At 61.0% G+C, this 17,616-nt stretch carries 12 protein-coding genes and 1 tRNA gene; 9 read left to right on the forward strand and 4 right to left on the reverse strand.

Annotated elements, in window-relative coordinates; translation table 11 throughout:
* Nucleotides 1-206: 206 nt before the first annotated feature.
* Genes OB03_RS00005 through OB03_RS00015 form a run of 3 tightly spaced genes read left to right on the forward strand, consistent with a single transcriptional unit; the run spans nt 207 to nt 4,536 of the window.
* Nucleotides 207-1,049: a fimbrial biogenesis chaperone gene (locus tag OB03_RS00005; protein ID WP_461342801.1), complete on the forward strand. Its 843-nt coding sequence runs from the start codon at nt 207-209 to the stop codon at nt 1,047-1,049.
* 41 nt (nt 1,050-1,090) lie between these two features.
* Complete coding sequence (locus tag OB03_RS00010) at nt 1,091-3,607, forward strand: fimbria/pilus outer membrane usher protein (protein ID WP_461342802.1); 2,517 nt, start codon at nt 1,091-1,093, stop codon at nt 3,605-3,607.
* A 17-nt stretch (nt 3,608-3,624) separates the two neighbouring features.
* Complete coding sequence (locus OB03_RS00015; protein ID WP_461342803.1) at nt 3,625-4,536, forward strand: hypothetical protein; 912 nt, start codon at nt 3,625-3,627, stop codon at nt 4,534-4,536.
* Between the two features lie 69 nt (nt 4,537-4,605).
* Here the strand turns inward: OB03_RS00015 and OB03_RS00020 are convergent, their stop codons facing one another.
* Nucleotides 4,606-5,034 (reverse strand): hypothetical protein, encoded by a 429-nt coding sequence (locus OB03_RS00020; RefSeq protein WP_242913986.1) that lies wholly within the window; start codon nt 5,032-5,034, stop codon nt 4,606-4,608.
* A 367-nt stretch (nt 5,035-5,401) separates the two neighbouring features.
* Between OB03_RS00020 and OB03_RS00025 the strand changes: the two genes are divergently transcribed.
* The gene (locus OB03_RS00025; RefSeq protein ID WP_242913987.1) at nt 5,402-6,568 is read left to right on the forward strand and encodes an aminotransferase; all 1,167 of its coding nucleotides are present in this window, start codon (nt 5,402-5,404) and stop codon (nt 6,566-6,568) included.
* Nucleotides 6,569-6,618: 50 nt separating this feature from the next.
* Nucleotides 6,619-9,183: an ATP-binding protein gene (locus tag OB03_RS00030; RefSeq protein ID WP_461342804.1), complete on the forward strand. Its 2,565-nt coding sequence runs from the start codon at nt 6,619-6,621 to the stop codon at nt 9,181-9,183.
* Between the two features lie 134 nt (nt 9,184-9,317).
* On the opposite strand, the gene OB03_RS00035 is transcribed toward OB03_RS00030, so the two are convergent.
* Nucleotides 9,318-9,393 (reverse strand) — tRNA-Lys (locus tag OB03_RS00035).
* Between the two features lie 192 nt (nt 9,394-9,585).
* On the opposite strand from OB03_RS00035, the gene OB03_RS00040 reads away from it, so the two are divergent.
* The 3 genes from OB03_RS00040 (at nt 9,586) to OB03_RS00050 (ending at nt 13,798) form a co-directional block, all read left to right on the forward strand.
* Complete coding sequence (locus OB03_RS00040) at nt 9,586-10,995, forward strand: amino acid permease (protein ID WP_242913989.1); 1,410 nt, start codon at nt 9,586-9,588, stop codon at nt 10,993-10,995.
* Nucleotides 10,995-11,348: an Hpt domain-containing protein gene (locus OB03_RS00045; RefSeq protein ID WP_461342805.1), complete on the forward strand. Its 354-nt coding sequence runs from the start codon at nt 10,995-10,997 to the stop codon at nt 11,346-11,348. Before OB03_RS00040 ends, OB03_RS00045 begins: the two co-directional genes overlap by 1 nt.
* Before the next feature lie 179 nt (nt 11,349-11,527).
* The gene (locus OB03_RS00050) at nt 11,528-13,798 is read left to right on the forward strand and encodes an autotransporter outer membrane beta-barrel domain-containing protein (protein WP_461342806.1); all 2,271 of its coding nucleotides are present in this window, start codon (nt 11,528-11,530) and stop codon (nt 13,796-13,798) included.
* A gap of 54 nt (nt 13,799-13,852) precedes the next feature.
* Here OB03_RS00050 and OB03_RS00055 read toward each other — a convergent pair whose 3' ends face one another.
* Together OB03_RS00055 and OB03_RS00060 are read right to left on the reverse strand one after the other, a co-directional pair.
* Nucleotides 13,853-14,215, reverse strand: a complete 363-nt coding sequence (locus OB03_RS00055) for a chorismate mutase (protein ID WP_242913992.1) — start codon at nt 14,213-14,215, stop codon at nt 13,853-13,855.
* Nucleotides 14,187-14,990: a ferredoxin--NADP reductase gene (locus tag OB03_RS00060; RefSeq protein WP_242913993.1), complete on the reverse strand. Its 804-nt coding sequence runs from the start codon at nt 14,988-14,990 to the stop codon at nt 14,187-14,189. Before OB03_RS00060 ends, OB03_RS00055 begins: the two co-directional genes overlap by 29 nt.
* Before the next feature lie 104 nt (nt 14,991-15,094).
* On the opposite strand from OB03_RS00060, the gene OB03_RS00065 reads away from it, so the two are divergent.
* Entirely contained in the window at nt 15,095-17,374 is a 2,280-nt protein-coding gene (locus OB03_RS00065) for a S9 family peptidase (protein ID WP_461342807.1), read from the forward strand.
* Nucleotides 17,375-17,616: the final 242 nt, after the last annotated feature.

Here is a 17,616-nt window from a genome sequence, read left to right on the forward strand (position 1 = left end):
CGGTCGCCATCGAGATCTCGGCTCTCTAAGGCTTCAGTTCCTGAAGACTAAGTGGCGCCCGGTCCAATGGACCGGGCGTTCGCTTTCCCTGTGCAGTGCCCGGTCCCGAGTGGCGCAAGCATTGCTGTGAGTAGTGTCGCGGGGCGTGTCCTGTCCCGTCTTTGTACAGTCGCCCGGCGTCATACCCCACACGGAAAGACCAACCCATGCTCTCACGTTCTTCGCGTAAGCCTCTGATGAAACGCCTTCTGGCCGGCAGTCTGGCCTTGGGCATCGGCATGGCCAGCATCGGCGCTGTGGCGTGGGCAATGCGCGTGTCTCCGATGGTGGCCGAACTGTCGACATCCGGCGCTGGCTCGACCGCCCGTATCGAAGTGGGCAACATCGGCAATGCGCCACTGCCGTTTGAAACTCTGCTGACCCGCATGGAGCTGGACGCAGACGGCAACGTGGTCGAGACGCCTGCCGACGAAGATTTCCTCGTATTCCCGCCGCAGGGCATTGTGGCCGTTGGTGGCCGTCAGGTTGTCCGCGTGCAATGGATCGGCAGCCCTGACCTGCCGGCATCCCAAGCCTATTATCTCTGGGTGAAGCAACTGCCGGTGGCTACGACGCCGGAGCCCAATGACACGGGTGGATCGGCATCGGTACAGGTGCTGTACACGATGAAGGCTCTGATCGTGGTTGCCCCGAACGGTGCGCAGCCGGACGTCCGCCTTGTCGAAGCCAAGCCCGTTAAGCTGAGCGACGAAGAGATCGCCGCCATCAACAGCCGAGCCGAAGAGGGCGCTGTCAGCCCCACCCACGGCATCCGCGTTACGGTTTCCAACCAGGGCCGCCGCTATGCGCTTATGAGCGGCGCGAACTGGGTCATCGAAGGCACCGATATCTCGGGTCAGGTCTTTGCCCATCAGTTCACCGGTGACGAAATCTCGGCATCTGTCGGCGTGGGCTATCTGCCGCCGTTGAACGGTCGCCGCACCTTCACCCTGCCGACCCCGGTCGAACTGGACGGTAGCAAGCCCGTCAACGTTCGCTTCACGCGCTGAGGACGGTCATGTCGCGGTTCTGGCTCCTCACATCCTGTTCCTTGCTGACACTGGTCGCAAGCGCGGCCAAGGCCGAAGTCGCCTATCAGCAGGCCGACCCCGCTTCGGAAGTGCCCGCAGTGGCTGCAGAAGCTGCGACCGTGCCCCCGCCCGCGCAGGCGCAGCGTCCGGACATTAATCCCTACGACCGCGACATCGGCATGACTGTGCCGTTGAACTTCAACCGTCGTGTGCTCGGTGAACTGGATGTCCTGCTGACGCGCGACGACCGTTTCATTGTCTATTCCGAGGGCTTCAAGCGGCTCATCGATCCGCTACTCACCGAGGAAGCTCAAAAGGAGCTGGCTGCGGTTCTCGCGGGGTTGGACAGCTTCGAAGCCAACCAAATCGAGAATAGCGGCATTCGTCTGGACTACGACCCCGGTCAGTTGGCCGTTCTGGTCCTTCGAATTGATCCGTCCAAACGCTCGGTCGAGTCTCTGTTTGAAAACGGCTCGCCCGAAGAGCCCGGCAGCGCGCCGGAGCGTTTCTCGGCCTATTTGAACACCAACATCACGGTTGCCAAATTCCACAGCAGCAGCCGGATCAACGATCCGAACGTGTCGCTGAATGGTGCTGTCCGATTTGACCGCTTTGTTCTGGAAGCTGACTTCCAAGGACAGTCCGGCTTTGGCGGCGGTGATTATGAAGTCACGCGCCGCTATGTGCGCGGTGTCTATGACCAGCCAGAGCAGTTCCGGCGCTGGTGGGTCGGTGATATCGATCCCGAGATCCGTGGCCGTCAGGGCTATATGCAACTGGGTGGTGTCGGCGTTGCCCGTCAGCGCCAGCGTTTTGAAAGTTTCCGCAACAGCGTGCTGTCCGGTGGGCGCCAGATCGTTCTGCAGGAAAGCTCGACCGTCCGCGTAATGCGCAATGGCGTGTTCGTGCGCGAGTTCAAGCTGGACGCGGGCCAATACGATCTGTCGAACCTGCCGCTCGAAACCGGCTCGAACGACATCGAACTGGAGATCACCAACGGCAGCGGTCGCGTCGAGCGCACAGGCTATAGCGCCTATCTGGACGCCATTGAGCTGGATCCGGGCGACTACGAATACGGTGCCTTCTTCGGTGTCACCAACAGCGGCTTCTTCGGCTCGCCCGATTATTCGGACGGCGACCTGGCTTTCACGGGCTATTGGCGCAAGGCATTCGAGGATCGTCCCGCACTCGGCCTTGGCCTGCAGGCCAGCGAGGCGGTGCAATCGCTATCGGGCCAGACCCAGTTCATCCTCAATAACGGCGCGCGTCTGCGCTTTGATGGCTCTGTCAGCACGGGCGACGCAGGGCAGGGCTTTGCCGCCATGTCCAGCTACGAGCATTTCGTCGATCGCGGCGACACCTATGACTCGTGGACCGTATCGGTTGATTATACGTCCGAAGACCACGCCAGCCTCGGCAATGTCACCGGCGTCAACCCGACCGAGTGGGTGATACAGGGCGGATTTACCCGCCGTATCAACTTCGCCTGGACGGCGGCAATCGCGGGTTCGTACCGCATGAGCCGTTTGGCCGACTATGGCGATTCCTATTCGCTCAGCGCCTACACGACCTACAATATCCGCCCCAGCGTCGGCGTGCAGGTGGGGGTCGACTATACCAAGTTCGGCAATGCCACGGCCTTCAATCGCGATGGCGTAGGCTTCACCTTCGCCCTCGTATGGACGCCGAGCTACGACCGTCGCGCAGAGGCGCGCTATAGCTCCGTCAATAACTCGGGCAGCGTGCGCTATAACAAGTCGACAGAGAACCGTGTCGGTGCGTGGGGTTATTCGATCGCTTCGAGCTATGATGACGGACCGGGCACCTTGTCCGGTCAGGTCGACTATATCGGCAACCGCTTCGATGCGGCGGTCATCCATACCGCTTTTGGTCGCGACTTCAGCAATATCACCGATCAGCAGGTCACGTCAGTCCGCTTGGGATCGTCGCTGGCCTATGCTGGTGGCCAATTCGCCGTGGGCCGCAACATCTACGACAGCTTCGCGATGGTGCGTACCCACGAGACGCTCGGCGACCGCAAGGCGATTGTCGGCGAAAGCTTCGAGGGCGGACGCTATCAATCGCGCAGTGGCCTGCTGGGTCCGGCGGTCGCCAACAGCCTGTCGGCCTATGTGAACCAGTCGGTTGTTTACGATGTGCTGGATGTCCCGCAGGGCTACGACATCGGCGATGGCATCAAGCGCGTTCGTCCGACATATCGAAGCGGCTATGTCATTACCGCGGGCAGCGATGCCTTCGTATCGGCGATGGGGCGACTGGTCGGCCGTGGTGATGTGCCGGCGGCGCTGATGTCGGGTCGAGTGAACGCCGTCGATGATCCAGGCACCGAGCCGGAAGTCTTCTTCACCAACTCGGTGGGCCGCTTTGCAGTTCAGAAACTCAAGCCGGGTAAAACCTATCGCGTGGACCTGTTCAGCAGTCCGCCGCAGAGCTTCGAGTTCACTGTTCCCACGGACAATGAAGGCCTGTTCGACCTGAAGACCGTTTCCCTGCCGTTCTTTGTGCCAGAACAATAACCGGAAAGACCCTGATCATGTTCAAGAGATCTTATCGCAAACTGATCGTGTCGATTGCTATGGCCCTTGGTCTGGTGGCGGCTGCCGGTCAGGCACAGGCCCAGAAAACAGGCGGCGGCTGCGAGGCCGACATCCTCGGGCTGGACGAATGGATCATCCGCTTTGATCCGAACACGGGCGTGAACACGTCGCAGCAGTTCGATCTGCAGATCACCAACAGTGGTGCTTCCGGTTGTTCGGGGCGTCTTCGTGCCACCTCGCTGGCCTCCGATCCTTACCTGCTCCCGGTCGCAGGCACGGGCCGTGTTCGGTATCAGCTGACGGACGTGGGCAATGGCAACGATATCACGCCAAATCCGGCTGATCCGCTGCACGGTGCCGCGATTGCTGTACCCAAGAATGGTGCGCGCCCGGCACCGGTTCGCTTCTCGATCGACCCCGGCACGACGGTCGCAGCTGGTCGCTATACCCAGCAGGTGATGATCGAGTACGTCAGCGCCAACGGTCGCGAGGTCATGGCGACCAAGCCTGTCACGCTGATCCTCGATGTGCGTTCGTCGATCCTTATCGGCCTGACGGGCCGTTTCACCCGTGAAAACTCGGTCCCGACGATCGATCTTGGTGAACTGACCCAAAGTTTGCGCGATCCGGGCGTTCAGGTGTATGTGCGCTCTTCGGGGCCGTACCGTATGACGGTTTCGTCGCGAAATGGCGGTGAACTGCGCCACGACCTGCCGGGCTGGAAGATCAACTACGGTATGCGCATGGGCTCGCAAGTGATTGATCTGACGCGCGATCACCAGATCGTAGTGCCGCAGATGAAAGTCCACGCCGATGACTATCCGCTGGTCTTCAACATCGGCGATACGTCGGGCCGTCGGGCAGGGCGCTATTCCGACATCATCAGCTTTACGGTCTCTGCCATCTGAGCGTAACCTCAGACACAAGAAAGCCCCGCAGGCTACTGCGGAGCTTTTTCGTATGCGATTGCGAGCGGATTACAGAGGCTGGATCGTCAGGCTCAGCGTCAGCGGCGTTTCAACGCTCACGTTGTCGAAGCGATAGGCGACACTGCGGATCGTGGCCATGTTCGAGCGACGCAGTTCCTGACCGCCCGTAGGCGACAGTTCCAAGGAGCGGTCGCCGTAAATCATACGGGCCGACTCGCCTTCCATCAGCGGGCGGTACTGGGCGGTTACGGTATAACCGCCCGGATTGTTGCACGCCTCGACGACGTTTCCGGTCATACCTTCGCCCGCCTGAACCGTGCGGTCCGGGCGCACCCAGCATGCCACTGGCACGCGTGCGGTGATACGGAAAGTCTGCGATGCGGTGTTCTTGGCTTCTGCCAAGCCGGGCACGGCAATAGCGCCCAACAGAGCGGCAAAGCTGGCCAGTGCGGCGCGTTTATTCAGAACAGAACTCATAATGACGTCCCTCGTCACTGCAATCTTCACAGCGACCATAGGACGACAGCTGTTAACTCTACGCGATCAGACACGCTTAGCGAGGCTTTAAAGCTCAGGGTCAACAAGGACTTAACGAAGCACGGTACGCTGGATCGTTTTGATACACCTTTGTTAGATATTCCGTCTGTGCGGCTTTCGTCGATCAGGGACAGCCCTCATTATAGGGCGTTGATTCGATCCCCCTTTGAGAAAGTCCCATGCCGTTCCAAGTCTATAAGGGTAAAGGTCGCCATGCTCGCCGCGTGATCCATTCACGGCCCGGCGGGCTGCTGTTCCGATTGTTTAGCGACTGGCTTCGCCGCGGCGCATTCACGGCAAAACTGTAATGAAGCCATCGCCTGTATTTGCCGATGCGCCCGTGACCATCTTCGAAAAGATGTCGGGACTGGCGCGCGAATACGGGGCGATCAATCTGGGACAGGGCTTCCCGGAAGACCCAGGGCCGCTGGCACTGAGGGAGCGGGCCGCCGAGGCCGCCATCCATGGTTGGAACCAGTATGCGCCGTCGCGCGGTCTGCCCGAACTGCGACAGGCGGTGGCCGACCACTATAACCGCATGCAGTCGACAGCCCTGACCGCGCAGGAGGTTATCATCACCTCCGGTGCCACCGAGGCTATTGCCGCCTCGGTTGCGGCTTGGGTTAACCCCGGCGACGAAGTCCTGATATTCGAGCCAGCCTATGACGCCTATCGCCCCTTGATTGAGCGGGCAGGGGGCGTGGTGAAATCGGTGGTCCTCAAGCCCCCACATTGGGACTTGCACCAAGAGGCTCTGATCGCGGCAATCGGGCCCCGGACACGCGCGGTCCTGTTCAACAATCCGATGAACCCCGCAGCGAAAATGTTCACCGCCGAAGAGCTGGCGACGCTGGCTCGCGTCTGCATTGCCAACGATTTGTTGGTGATCAGCGACGAGGTTTGGGAGCACGTGCGTCTGGGGGATCGACGGCATCTTCCGTTAGCTCTGGTGGATGGGATGTCAGAGCGCACCATCAAGATCGGTTCTGCCGGCAAGATGTTCGGGCTGACCGGCTGGAAGGTCGGCTTTGTCTGTGCCCCTCAGGATTTGATCGATCCGGTCGCACGGGCCCATCAGTTCCTCACATTCGCCACGCCGCCCTTATTGCAGACGGCGGTCTGCGAAGGTTTGGGCTGGGACGCCTCATGGTTCGAAGCCATGGGCCGTGACATGGGCAACCGGTACGCCCTCCTGCGGCACAGTCTGGAAGCCGAGGGCTTCCGCTGTTTGGACAGTGACGGCACCTATTTCCTCAATGTCGATCTGGCGGCGTCGGGGATTGGTCTGGGTGACGCTGCGTTCTGCGAACTATGCGTGCGTGAACATGGTGTGGCCGCCATTCCCGTATCCGCCTTCATCCAAGGAGGCGGGCAGGGCTCGATTATACGGCTCTGCTTTGCCAAGCCTGACGATGTCTTGTTGGAAGCCGCAGGAAGGCTTGGTCGCGCGCGGAAAATCTTTACGAAACGTTGACCTGCGCTCTCTGATCGCACACTTAGCGGACAGTTGAGTATTAGGTAGTGATGTCCCGCGCAGATTGTCTGACCCGCGCAGCCGCCATTGCGGTTGCCCTGTTGGTATCGGCACCCCAAAGTTTTGCGGCTCCCAGCGGTGATCGAATGCCGTCTGCACAAACAGCCGTAGTTCGGGGTACGGACAAAGCCGTCCACGATTATAGCTTGGCCGTTCAACGCCGGATGCAGAGCACCAGCGTCGCTGAGTTGGAGCGTTTTGGTCTGGCCGCCTCGCGCGAGCCGACCCGCGAAAACCTCGGTCGCCTTCAACACGTGATTGCAGTTACGCTGGGCCAACGCGAGGTCGAGCATGCGGTAATCTGGAACGCCCGCCTTAAGGATCTCGCCACCCGCGCCGGTGATGCAGACTATCTGGCGGCTATCGAGATCAATGATTACGCCATTCGCCTGATCCGCGACCGCGATGTCAGTCTGGAGCAACTGGACGCTCTGGTCGCACGGCAGAAGTCCTGGTTGCCACGCGCTCTGGCCAAGGGTTTGAAAACCCACGCCATGATTGACGAGGGGCAGGCCGCCGCAGCGATTGTCTATCTCCACGAGGCGTTGCGCGAAGTTCCGACAGCCAAGGCGGGCGAAGCGGGTATTGCCGCCATGCTTTGGCGACAGGCCGCCTTGGCCCACAGTCAGCTTGACGATGTGGCGGGCTTCCTCAAGACCATTCAGACATCCGAACGCCTGATGGCGGACACGGGGTATCCGTGGCCGGACTATGAGCCGATGTTCAACCTGTCCATGGCGCTGGGTTATGTGGGGCGGCATGACGCGGCGCTGCAGGTTTATGGCGTTTACGATGAACTGGCCCGCAAAGACGGCTCGCTGATGCCGCAGAGCATGTCCGGCCTGCTGTGCAGCTATATCGCGTCTGCGCGCGATGACTGGGCCGGAGTTCTGAAATGCTATGAGCCTTTCGGACCTGACCTGGCTGTTCCGCGCCAGCTGCAGAACCTTATGCGGGTCCGTCGCGTCATCGCCTATTCACGGACAGGGCAGGTGGCTCTGGCACGGCGTGACATCAATGCCCTTCGTGCGGGGCTGGATACGGGGCAGGTCAAGATGTCCCCCATCATCCAGCGCGCCGAGGCCGAGTATATGATTGCCTCGGGTGATTATGCGCGCGGCGTACCCGCCTTGCGTGACTATCACGTCAGCGAGTTCCGCCGCGCAGCGCAGGCATCCAGCGAAGTCATGAGCTCTATCGTGGGTGACCTGAGCACTCAGCTCGAGCACGAACGCAGCCAGAGTATCGTGCTTGAAGAGACGATTTCGCGCCTGATCTGGATGTTTGCTGCCGTCGCCGTTTTGGGGGTCGGCTTGTTGGTGCTGCTGTTCCGTCAGCGGCGTCTTTCGCGCGAGCTGAAGCTGGCCAATGACCGCGAGAAGGAACTGCACGCACGGCGCACCCAGTTCTTCGCTGACGTGAGCCATGAAATCCGCACGCCGCTTAACGGCGTGGTGGCGATGGCCGATGCCTTGCGTAAAGAGCAACTGCCCCCTGATGTGGCCGAGAAGGTTCGCCTGATTGCCACCTCCAGCGAAACGCTGAACCGTCTGCTGTCCGACGTACTGGACAACGCCAAGATGGACGCGGGGCAACTGACGATCGAGACCGAAGTGTTCGACCTTGTCCGCGTGGTCAAAGACGTTGAGGCGCTATGGCGCTCCAAGGCCGAAGCCAAGGGTTTGAAGCTGGCACTGCAAATGGATGCGGGTGACAGCTATTGGGTCCGCGGGGACAGCGTTCGCGTCTCCGAGGTGCTGAACAATCTGATCAGCAACGCCCTGAAGTTTACGCCTCAGGGCCGTATCTTGGTGAGCACCGTGCGTCTGCCTCACGAGCGCTGCCTGTTTGTGGTGACCGATACGGGTATCGGCTTTGAAGGTGCCTCTGATGGACGCGTGTTCCAGCCCTATCGTCAGGCGGACACTTCCATCAGCCGCAAGTTCGGTGGCACTGGCCTGGGACTTTCGATCAGCAGCAAGCTTGTCGAGATGATGGGCGGACGCCTTAACGCTTCAAGCAAGCCGGGGGCGGGATCGCAGTTCTGGTTCGAACTTCCGTTGCCGGAGGCTGAGCGGCCTTCGGTCGAGGACGTGGCGCTCCAGCCTGTCACCAAGCCCGATGTCCTGCGCGTTCTGATTACCGATGACAATCCGACCAACCGTACCATTCTGGGTATGTTGTTGGGCGGCGATGACTATGTGCTGCACTACGCCGTCAACGGTCAGGAAGCTGTCGATCTGGCCGCGGCCGTCGATTTCGACGTCATCCTGATGGATGTGCAGATGCCGGTTATGGATGGTCTTGAGGCTATCCGTCGTATTCGCGCTGGCGACCGGTCTTCGGGCCAGCGTCAGGCCGCCATCGTCATCTTCTCTGCCTCTGACAGTGCGGAAGACCTGAAGAGCGGTATGGAAGCGGGTGCGGACTGCCACGTCAGCAAACCCATCGTGCTGGATCGACTGCTTGAAGCGATGCAGGCCGCCATTCAACTGCGCGCTCGCCACAACGCTGCGAACCAGGCCGACATCATGACGGCCGTCATCGACAACTGATCGGCTAGCCCATGAACAGGGCGGTTGTTCGCGGCGACCCAATGAGGGCGCACGCACGCGAAAACGCGCTTGGGCAGTCTGCCAAGGCGCGCGTTCGATGGTCTGGAAATCTTGCTTGCCAGCAAGAGGAACGATGGTGGGTGATCACGGGCTCGAACCGTGGACCCGCTGATTAAGAGTCAGCTGCTCTACCAACTGAGCTAATCACCCGTACCGTCGTATGAGCCTTTGGTTGGGCTCCGGCGTCTCGCTGCGGTGCGTTGCGCTGCGGCGAGGGCGGCTTAATACGCACGACCCGATTTGGACGCAAGCGATAAATTTATTCAAACCTCATTTTTCTCAACGCAAATAAAGTGATACCGAAGGTTTATCGGATAAATTACAAAAATCGGGGAGAACCCAATGGCGTTTTGGAGCCGTCGCCGTTCAATCGAAGCGATGCTAGCACCGCATGACGGGCCTACGTTGAAAAAAACGCTGGGGTGGCCGCATCTGATGGCGCTGGGTGTCGGCGCTATTGTGGGCACCGGTATTTTGACCCTGATTGGCGTGGGTGCCGGTCTTGCCGGTCCGGCCGTTCTTATCAGCTTTGCGCTGGCCGGTGCGGTTTGCGCCTGTGCCGCGCTGTCTTACGCCGAGCTTTCGACCATCATGCCGGCGTCGGGTAGCGCCTACAGCTATTCCTATGTCGCATTGGGCGAGCTGCTGGCGTGGATCGTCGGCTGGTCGCTCATTCTCGAATATTCGCTGGTGGTGTCGGCAGTGGCCGTCGGCTGGGCAGGCTATGCTGCGCCGTTTCTGCAGGAATGGGGCGTGCCGACCGCGCTCTTGGTCGGACCGCACGTCGAGGGCGGCCTGATCAATCTTCCAGCGGTTGGTATCATTGCCGTAGTCGCCGGTTTGCTGCTGCTGGGCACCAAAGAGAGCGCGACGCTGAATGCCGTGCTGGTGGCGGTGAAGATTGCCGCGCTGGTGGCGTTTGTCGCGCTGTCGCTGCCGCACTTCGATTCCGCCAACTTCACTCCCTTCATGCCTAACGGGTTTGGTGCGCCGTTCGTGCAGACCGGCGTGATGGCTGCGGCCTCGATCATCTTCTTCGCCTTCTATGGCTTTGACGCCATCGCCACGGCGGCCGAGGACACCAAGAAGCCGGAACGCGATCTGGCCATCGGCATCGTCGGTTCGATGGTGATCTGCACCATCCTGTACATTCTGGTGGCCGCGTCGGCGATTGGCGCTGCACCGGTTGCGCGCTTTGCCGAAAGCCCCGAACCGCTAGCCCTGATCCTGCGCGATCTGGGGCAAGGTGCGGCAGCCAAGTGGATCGCAGCCGCAGCCGTGGTGGCCCTGCCGACCGTTCTGCTGGCCTTCCTGTTCGGTCAGTCGCGCATCTTCCTTGGCATGGCCCGTGACGGCCTGCTGCCGCACAGCCTCGCCAAGATCTCTCCGCGTGGCGTGCCGGTCATCGTTACGGTGTTCACGGCCATCGTGGTCGCCTTCCTTGCAGGCGTTATGCGTCTGGATGAACTGGCCTCGCTGGCGAACGCCGGCACGCTGACGGCCTTTGCCGCAGTGGGACTCAGCCTGATCGTGCTGCGTGTTCGCGAACCCAATCGCGAACGCAAGTTCAAGGCTCCGCTGTGGCCCGTGGTTGGCGGCTTCACCATTATTGGTTGCCTGTTCTTCATGACCAGCCTGAAGGCTTCGACCCAGCTGTGGTTCATCGCGTGGAACGTGCTGGGCCTTATCGTCTATTTCGTCTGGTCGTCGCGTAACTCGCGTCTGGCCAAAGGCGAGGAGACGCAGGCCTGATGGCGCGCCGGGATCTGACGGGGGTGGTGGATTTCTCGGTCCTCGAGGCCGCGACCGCTGGCATTGATGATATCAGCGACGAGATTCTGGGCCTGTTTATGCATCAGGCTTCGATCTGGTCGCCCATGCTGACGACGGATCAGGACGGGTGGCGTGACGCTGCCCACACCCTGAGAGGGGCAGGGGGCGGCATCGGAGCCAAGGGGCTGGCCGAAGTCTGCGCCGAAGCTGAAGCCGCCGACGAGGCATCCGCCGAGGGCGTGTTGATGCGGGTACGCGATGCCCTCGATCTGGCTCTGGCGGATGTGGCGGCCTATCGGCACGAACTGGCGCTCAAGAGCCTGAAGGGCTGAGAGCCAAGAGTTCACAAAACGGAAAGGCCGCTCGCCTGAGCGGCCTTTTTCGTTGAAAACACAGGAAAAGTTCGACCTCAAGGTTGTATTTTGCCCGATGCCCTCAGCGGGCTTTCCGTCCGAAAGGTTATGGTAAGGCTTAGGCCCTTAGCGACGCCCCAACTTTAGGGGAATTCAGAATGAATCAGTCGCTGGCACTGCGCCAAAAGATGCGCACCGCCTTGTTGTCCACCACCGGCGTTTGTGTGGCGAGCCTGCTGCTACCGGGGTCTGCATTGGCCGTTCCCGTCATAGATCGGGTGTCGAACGGACAAGTCGTCGATGCCGGTCACGGCTATTTCTATGACGACGTGATCGTAGAGAACGCGGGCTCGCACCTTCACGGAAATGAGGTTCGGTTCATCAACGCCGGTCAACTGACGATTGATGACCACGGCCGCGGGGACTTCCAATATCTCGGTCTCGGCAACGACGCACTGGGTGGTAGCGTGTTGGTCACCAATGGTGGTCAGTTGCATGTCGCGCAGGATTTGGTCGCCGGCTACGGCATCGGAGGCTACGGCACTGTAACGGTGGACGGCGCGGGATCGTTGATCGACGTTGGCGGCGACGTCGCGCTGCACTCATTCGATTACACAGAGTCGAAACTCGTCATCAGCAACGGTGGCCGAGTGGATGTCGCTGGCACGATCTACCTGAACTCGGTAGCCGGAGGCAGGTCCAGCATCTGGATCGGCAGCGGCCTGTGGAGCGAACAAGCCCCTGCTGGCGTGCTCAATGCCCCGCGGATCGATATGGGTTTGCAATCGGGCCTAATTTTCAATCACACGGGCACGTTCGAGTATGACGGCAGCATCACTGGCACCGGCTACGTCAACGTCGTGCACGGCCACGCCATCCTGTCAGGCGATAGCTCCGATTTTGGTGGATACACCTATTACAACAGCGAGACGCTGGAGGTTAACGGCCATCTAGGCGGCAACGTGAACCTCGGGAACGGCAATCTAAGGGGGACCGGCACTGTGGAAAGGGTGGTGCTTAGCGCGGTCCTTTCAGGCGTGGTCAGGCCTCAGGCAACGACACCCACAATCGGCACACTGGATATCGGTGTGTGGTCGTACCTCAACGTCGAGGTCGATCCCGAACTTAACCGCTCCGGCACCTTCAATGTGTCGGGTCGCGCTACCATCGGGGAAGGTGCAGAGTTGCACCATATCCTCGGCCGTAGTTCGAACTACCGCCGTTCGTCCCGCTTTGTGGTGATCAATGCGGCGGGCGGCGTCGAGGGCCGCTTCGAAGTCGTTGGGACCGAGTACGCCTTCCTCGATATTTCGCTGGATTACACCGACACCCAGGTCATCATGAATCTGGATCGTAACGACATCCGATTTACCGACATTGCACAGACGCCGAACCAGTTGGCTGTGGCCAGCGCCATCGAAGACATTACAGCCAGCGAGAACCTGTCGGATCTGGTGGTGGATCTGAGCGAGGACGAGGCCCGATTGGCCTTTACCCAGATGGCTGGTGACCTGCACGTGTCGGCTCGCTCGGCCATGCTGATGGATGCGGCCAACCTTCGTCATACTCTGGTCGGCTCGGTAGCGAACAACGCCGCGTCGGGCCAAGGATATTATGGTTGGGGCCGTGTGCTGTCATCGGCTTCCGAGCTTGATGCGCGCGGCGAGAACGCGGCGCTGAAGTCTGACACGACCGGTTTCATGGCCGGCGTCGACAAGGGCTTTGGCGATGCCATCCGTGCGGGTGTCGTGGTCGGATTCGAGAAGGGCGAGATGAAGTCGGCCAGACTTGGCCAGATCGATCGCGATAGCCAGCATCTGGGCCTCTATGGTCGCGGTGACTGGGGCAATCTGAACATTCAGGCCGGTGCTATTGCGTCTTGGCACGCTCTGTCGTCGCGCCGCGACCTCGCTTTCGGGACGACTGCCGAAAGCCTGAAGGGCGACTACGATGCCACTTCGGAACAGGTCTTTGTCGAAGCGGCTTGGGCGGTGCCGATGGCTTGGGCCACGGTTTCCCCTTACGCCATGCTGGCCCATGACGCGCTTGACGTGGACGGCGTGGACGAACGCGGCGGTGTTGCTGCTCTGAGCGTCGCAAGCAAGGCTCAGAGCCTGACCACGGCCGGTTTGGGCATGGGCTTGGATAAGTCGTGGGTACGGGCCAACGGCCGCTCTGCCACGGTTTCGGCACGCGTGGGCTGGGAGAGCTATTCCGGCGATCTGGAAGCGGTCCAGACCGTTGCCTTCGCCGACAGCGCTGAGTTCGCGATCAATGGCCTGCCAATGGGCGACGAGGCTATGGTGGGTCGCTTGGGTCTGGCGGTTCCTATCGGAAAAGCCGGTACCGTTTCGCTGGATTGGAACGGGGCCAAGGGTTCGGACCAAAGCCGCAACGCATTCACGGTCGGCTATCGTCTCAGCTTCTAAACAAGAAAGGCGGCCCGCAGGGGCCGCCTTTTTCGTATGGGGTTGGGTAGGGGCTCAAGCCCGCGTCTTGTCCCAAGTGCCGTATTCGTGGGCAATAGAGCGGTCGATCAGAAGGCGCCAGACAGGCTCGGCAATCTCGGCCGAAAGACCGGCCTGGTCGGCAGCAGCCAGCACCTTTGACACCACATCCTCGATGCGGGTCTGGTCATAGACCGCCTGGCGGTTCGGCTTGATGCGGGCCGCCGCGTCCATGTAGCGCTGGCGCTCGGCCAGCAGCGTAACCAGAGCGCGGTCCACGGCATCTACGCCCTTGCGAACGTCCACCATGGTTTCGCACGCTTCCGGCGCGGGCCGCTCGTCGACGGCGACCGACAGCGGGGATTTCACATCAGCCGACAAAGGCACGCTCCAGAACATAGTCGCCCGGCTCTGCGTTGGAGCCTTCCTTCATGCCATAGGATTCCAGCAGCTCTGCCGTTTCCTTGATCATGGCCATCGAGCCGCACAGCATGACGCGGTCGGTGTTTGGCGAGAAACCGATGGGCAGTTGCAGGTCGGCAAACAGGTCACCCGACTTGATGCGATCGGTGATCCGTCCCGGCGTCTCGAACTTTTCGCGTGTGACAGTCGGATAATAGGTCAGCTGGGCCTTGGCCTCGTCGCCGATAAGCGGGTCATCGTGGATGCCCTTGGTGAAGAAGTCGCGATAGGCGAGGTCCTGAACGTTGCGCACGGTGTGGCAGACGATCACTTCCTTAAAGCGCGAATAGGTTTCCGGCTCACGCGCGACCGACAGCCACGGGGCCAGACCCGTGCCTGTACCGATCAGCCACAGGCGCTCGCCGCCGGTCAGGGCGTCTAGAACCAGTGTGCCGGTCGGCTTTTTGCCCATCAGCACGGTGTCGCCCGCGACGATCTTTTGCAGACGCGAGGTCAGCGGACCATCCGGCACCTTGATCGAGAAGAACTCCAGTTCTTCGGCCCAGAATGGGCTGGCGATGGAATAGGCGCGCAGGACAGGCTTGCCGCCGTCTTCACCCGGCAGGCCGATCATTACAAATTCACCCGAACGGAATCGGAAATCTTCGGGGCGTTTTACACCAAAGCTGAACAGCTGGTCGGTCCAGTGGCGAACCCACAGCACTTCCAGTTCGTGGAAGGGTTTGGGTTTGGCAGGGGAGGCGTCGGTCATAGTCCCTAACTAGGGCGTTCGGAAGAATTGCGAAAGGCTGGGCGTACCATCCAGTTGCGTGATTTTCGGATGACGGGGCGCAATTACGCCACTACTTTGCCGCCATGCGCACACTTCTTCTCGCTTCGACGATTCTGATGGCCGCAGCGGCCACTCCGGTCATGGCTCAAAACGCCGCAGCGCCTGCTGCCGTCACGGCCCCCGCATCCAACATCCTGACGGTAGAGCGCGTGTTCGCCAATCCGTCATTGGCCGGTCCGGTCGCCCGCGGCGTCAGTCTGTCGCCGGATGGCGAACTGGTCGCCTTCCTCCGCTCGCGCGAGGATGACGTGGACGTGCTGGACCTGTGGGCCGCGCCTGTTTCGGGCGGTGATGCCTTCAAGCTGATCGACGCCCGTGCACTGGTACCGGATGCCGGTGAACTGTCGGAGGCCGAAAAGGCCCGCCGCGAGCGTATGCGTATCTCGCAGCGTGGCGTGGTCGAGTATAGCTGGGACGAGCAAGGTCGCTACATCCTCGCCCCGCTGGAAGGCGACATCTTCCTCGCTAACCGTGCCGATGGCTCGGTCCGCCGTCTGACCGAAACGGCAGCAGACGAAATCGACGCCAAGGTTTCGCCCAAGGGGGCCTATGTCAGCTTTGTGCGTGACCAAAATCTGGTTGTGCTGAACCTCGAAACGGGTGCCGAGCAGGCCATCACGACCGAAGGCAAGGACCTGATCACCTGGGCAACTGCAGAGTTCATCGCGCAGGAAGAACTTGATCGGGACACCGGTTATTGGTGGAGCCCCAACGAAAAATACATCGCCCTGCAACGCACCGACGAGAGCGGCGTGGACATCATCCCGCGTCTCGACATCGCCGGTGGTGGTGCTTCGGTGGTCGAGCAGCGCTACCCGCGCGCGGGGCGTCCGAATGCCGTGGTCGAACTGTTCATCCACGACGTTGCCTCGGGCAATCGCGTTCAGGTTGATCTGGGTGCCAACAAAGACATCTATCTGGGCCGCGTGAATTGGGCCGCCGACGGCTCGGTCGCCTATGCCCAGCGCCTGTCGCGTGACCAGAAAACGTTGGATCTGCTGAGCGTCGATCCGGCCACCGGCCAAAGCCGCGTGATCGCGACCCAGACCTCGAACGCTTGGGTGCCGCTCACCCATAACTTCAAGGCTCTGAAAGACGGCAACTTCATCTGGTCCAGCGAAGAGACCGGTTGGCAGCACCTGTACCTGTACAACAAGGACGGCCGTCGCCTGCGTGCCATCACGCGCGGCGAGTATCCGGTAAAATCGCTGAACGGCGTCAATCAGGACACGGGCGAGGTTTTCTTCACCGCCTCCATGCGTGACGGCAAGGAACTGCCGATCGAGCAGCAGCTGTTCAAGGCCTCGCTGAAGCGCACTGTCACGCCGACCGAGATCACGCCGCGCGGCGGCTGGTGGTCGGCCTCGGTGAACGGCACGGGTACGGCCTATGTCGGCAACTATTCGGACCTGAACACCCCGTCGCAATCGGCGCTCTACACCATCGACGGCAACCGCGTTCGCTGGATTGAAGAGAACAAGCTCCAGCCGGGCCACCCGTTCTGGCCGTTTGCCGAGCGCCAGCAAAAGCCGACCTTTGGCACGCTGGAGAGCCACGGCGAGACGCTGGTGTGGCAGATGACGACCCCGCCGAACTTTGATCCGACCAAGAAGTATCCGGTCGTGATGCAGGTCTATGGCGGCCCCTCTGCCGGTGGCGTCAAACGCTCGTGGCAACCGGCCACCAACCAGCTTCTGACCGAGGCGGGCTATATCGTCTTCCGCCTGGACAACCGTGGCGAGGGTGACCGTTCGGCGGCCTTCAAACAGGCGCTTTACCTCAAGATGGGCCAGCCCGAGATCGAGGATCAGGTTCTCGGTGCCGAATACCTGCGCAGCCTGCCGTATGTTGATGCCGATCGCATCGCCATCATGGGCTGGTCGTATGGCGGCTTCATGAGCCTGATGGCGCTGACCGAGCCGAAGATGGGTCTGGCAGCGGCACTCGCCGGTGCGCCGCCGACGGAATGGAGCCTGTACGACACGGCCTATACCGAGCGCTACATGTCCACGCCGCAAGGCAACGTCGAAGGCTATGCGGCATCGGACGTTCTTAGCCGTCTGGATAACATGACGGGCCGTCTGCTGCTGATGCACGGCATGGCGGACGACAACGTGATCTTCGAGAACACCACCCGCGTGCTGAACGCATTGCAGGAAAAGAGCATTCCGTTCGAGACCATGCTCTATCCGGGCCAGCGCCATGGCATCCGCGGCAATGACCGCCAGTTGCACCAATGGCGCACCTATCTGGACTTCCTCGACCGCACCATCGGCACCCGTGCCGAAGCGGGCAAGAAGTAAGATCTTATCGAAGGGGCAGGGACATCGAAGTCTCTGCCCTTTTTTTAGAAGCGCCTTTTGCGCTTTGGAGGAGTGATTATGAAATCGAAAATTTGGTCGCTGGCCGCTGGTCTGTCGGCGCTTGCAACGCCTGCCTTTGCGGCTGCTGGCGATAAGGGCAGTCCGGCGGTGTGGATTGCGCTGGGGGCTGTGTTCATGGGCGTGTTCACGACCCTGATCGCCGTGCTGGTTACCGTTAACGC

The organism is Brevundimonas sp. GN22, from assembly GCF_054824005.1.